We start from the raw sequence: 3611 nt of genomic DNA on the forward strand, positions 1-3611 counted from the left end.
CCGGAACGACGAACGCCGCGCTCCGGATCGTCGGGCGCGGCGCGGTGAGCCTGCCCTGTCGATCACGGAGCCGATGGTTCGGGCTCCCTCGCCGAGGCAACCGGGACAGACTATCCGCGAGCGGCGTACGACGCGAAATCCAGCGGGCCGACCCCCTGATCTAGCGTGTCCCCGTGTCCCTCACCCTTGCCGAGGCCCGGGCCCGGGCCGCCCTGCTGTCCGACGTGGCCTACGACATCTCCCTCGACCTGACCGACCGGGAGACCTTCGGCGTCGCCACCACGATCCGGTTCGACTGCACCGAGGCCGGCGACACCTTCCTCGAGCTGTCCGACGCCGTGGGCCTGACGGTGTCCGGGGCCGTCGAGTGGTCCTACGACGGACGGCGGATCCACCTCTCCGGCCTCGAGGCCAGCAACGAGGTGCGGGTGGAGGCACGCAAGGCCTACATCACCGACGGGGACGGGATGCACACGTTCACCGACCCGGCCGACGGTGAGACCTACGTGTCGGCGTACGTCGGCATGGACATCGCCCAGCGGGTCTTCCCCTGCTTCGACCAGAACGACCTCAAGGCCCCGCTCACCCTCCGGGTCACCGCTCCCGAGGGCTGGACCGTGCTCGCCAACGGCCGCGAGGTGGCGCACGAGGGAGGCACCTGGACCTTCGCCGAGACCCCACCGATCCCGACGGCCATGTTCGTCGTCTGCGCCGGACCCTGGCACTCGCACACCTGGGAGCACCGGACCAAGGACGGCCGGACGCTCGGCTTCGGCTGGCACGCGCGCGCGTCGCTGTCCGCCCAGCTCGACCGCGACATCGACGAGCTCCGGCAGATCACCGACCGGTGCTTCGACCACTACGGGGAGCTCTTCGACGAGCCGTACCCCTTCGACTCCTTCGACCAGGTGATGGTGCCCGGCCAGAACTGGGGCGCGCAGGAGACCCCCGGCTGCGTCACCTATCGCGACGAGTTCCTGCCGATCGGTCGACCGACGGAGGGCGAGCGGCGCCGGCGCGGGATGGTGATCGCCCACGAGATGGCGCACATGTGGTTCGGCGACCTGGTCACCATGACCTGGTGGGAGGACACCTGGCTGCAGGAGTCCTTCGCCGACTACATGGGCTTCCGGGTGGCCGAGGCGGCGGCCGGCTTCGAGGGGACGTTCGTCGACTTCACGATCAGCCGGAAGGTCGCGGGATACCAGGCCGACGAGCGGCGCTCCACGCATCCGGTCGCGCCGCTGGCCGAGGACGTGGCCGACGTCGACGTCGCCGCCGGCAACTTCGACCAGATCTCCTACGCCAAGGGCAACTCGGCCCTGAGGCAGCTGGTCACCTGGCTGGGCGACGACGCCTTCCTCGCCGGCGTCAACGGCTACCTGACCCGGCACCGCTTCGGCAACGCCACGCTGGCCGACTTCGTCGACACCCTCGACGCGGTCACCGACCGCGACGTGCGGGCGTGGGCGCAGGCCTGGCTGCGGACCACCGGCTTCGACACCCTCCGGGTGATCCGCGACGCCGACGGGCCGGTGCTGGTCCGCGAGGGCAGCCGGCCCCACACGGTCCGGGTGACGGCGTACGACGAGACGCTGGCGCGGATCGACAGCGAGCTGGTCGACCTCGGGGACGCACCCGTCCGGCTCCGGGACGCGGCGTTGCTGGTGCCCAACAGCGGCGGCGAGACCTTCGCCCGGATCCGGCTCGACGACCGGTCGTGGGAGGCCGTCGAGCGCGACCTGGCCTCGATCCCGGACGACGACACCCGTGCGGTCCTCTGGAGCAGCAGCTTCGACCTGGCCCGGTGCGGCGAGATCACCCCCGCGCAGTACCTCGGGCTCGTCACCCGCCACCTCCCGCGCGAACCCAGGGCCCCCATCGTCGAGTGGGTGCTGAGCTGGACGCTCTCCACGCTGATTCCCCTGCGACTGTCGCCGGCGGAGGTCGTGGACGCGGTCGCCCAGGTGGCCGCGGCGTGCGAGACCGGCCTGGCCTCCGAGCCCGATCTCGAGGTCGCGACCTCGCTGAGCCGCAGCCTCGCCGAGACCACACCGGACACGGTGCTGCTCGAGCAGTGGCTGCTCGACCGGGCCACCCACACCGGGATCGAGCTCGACCCGACCCTGCGCTGGTCGGCGATCCGCCGGCTGGCCGCCCTGGGTGGGCTGACCTCGGAGCAGATCGACGACGAGCGCCACGGCGACGGCACGGTCGTCGGCGAGCTGGGGGCCGCGCGCGCCCACGCCGCGATCCCCGACCCGGACGCCAAGGCCCGGGCCTGGACCCGCATGTTCGAGGACCCGCAGGTCTCCAACCGGATGTTCCTCGCCCTCGCCGAGGGCTTCTGGGACCCCGAGCAGGTCGAGCTGGTCCACCCCTACGTGGGGCGCTACCTGGCCGAGGCGCCCGCGGTGGCCCGCGCCCGCGGACAGGCGTTCTCGCAGCTCGTGGGCAAGGCCTTCCCCCACATCCCGCTCGGCCCGCCCGACGTGGCGGCGCTCGAGGCCGCGCTCGCGGGCGACGTACCGACCGTGCTGCGTCGGGAGTGGGAGGACCGGCTGGACGACCTCCGCCTCACCCGTTGAGTCGGGGATTCCCGCTCGTTGAGTTGGGGATTCCCGCTCGTTGAGTCGGGGTTTGGCGCTACGCGTGGCCGTCGAACATGGACGTGACCGAGCCGTCCTCGAAAACCTCCTTGATCGCCCGCGAGATGAGCGGCGCGATCGACAGCATCGTCAGCTTGTCGAAGTGGCGGTCCGGCGTGAGGGGCAGCGTGTTGGTCACGATGACCTCGGTGGCCGGGCAGTTCTTGAGCCGGTCGACGGCCGGATCGGAGAGGAGGGCGTGGGTGGCGGCGATGACCACGCCGGCCGCCCCGTCGGCCATCAGCGCCTCGGCGGCCTTCACGATGGTGCCGCCGGTGTCGATCATGTCGTCGACCAGGACGCAGATCCGGCCCTCGACCTTGCCGACCACCCGGTTGGCGACGGTCTCGTTGGGGCGGTCGATGTCGCGCGTCTTGTGGATGAAGGCCAGGGGTGCCCCGCCGAGCCGGGCCGACCAGCGCTCGGCGACCTTGATCCGGCCGGCATCCGGCGAGACCACGGCGAGCCGCTGGTCGCCGTACTTCTGGCGGACGTAGTCGGCGAGGATCGGCAGCGCCATCAGGTGGTCGACCGGGCCGTCGAAGAAGCCCTGGATCTGGTCGGCGTGCAGGTCGACCGCGATCAACCGGTCGGCGCCCGCCGTCTTGAACAGGTCGGCGACCAGACGGGCGGAGATCGGCTCGCGGCCGCGGTGCTTCTTGTCCTGGCGGGCGTAGCCGTAGAACGGCAGCACCACCGTGATCCGCTTGGCCGAGGCCCGCTTGAGGGCGTCGACCATGATCAGGTGCTCCATGATCCACTCGTTGATCGGGGCCGTGTGGCTCTGGATCACGAAGGCGTCGCTGCCGCGGACGGACTCCTCGTAGCGGACGTAGATCTCGGAGTTGGCGAACTCGTAGGCCGAGGTCGGGACCAGACCGGTGCCGAGCAGGTGAACGACCTCCTCGGCGAGTTCCGGGTGGGCCCGGCCGCTGAAGACCATGAGGTTCTTCTCGGTGGTCC

Annotated in this window: 2 protein-coding genes; one reads left to right on the plus strand and one right to left on the minus strand. The window is 71.2% G+C overall.

What is annotated here, in order from left to right; translation table 11 throughout:
- Positions 1-173: 173 nt before the first annotated feature.
- Positions 174-2588 (plus strand): aminopeptidase N, encoded by a 2415-nt coding sequence (gene pepN / locus VFN12_RS04275; RefSeq protein ID WP_325117357.1) that lies wholly within the window; start codon positions 174-176, stop codon positions 2586-2588.
- Between the two features lie 58 nt (positions 2589-2646).
- On the opposite strand, the gene VFN12_RS04280 is transcribed toward pepN, so the two are convergent.
- On the minus strand, positions 2647-3611 hold a 965-nt coding region (locus VFN12_RS04280), incomplete at its 5' end, for a ribose-phosphate diphosphokinase (RefSeq protein WP_325117358.1).

This window comes from Nocardioides sp., from assembly GCF_035703625.1.
Classification (GTDB): Bacteria; Actinomycetota; Actinomycetes; order Propionibacteriales; family Nocardioidaceae; genus Nocardioides.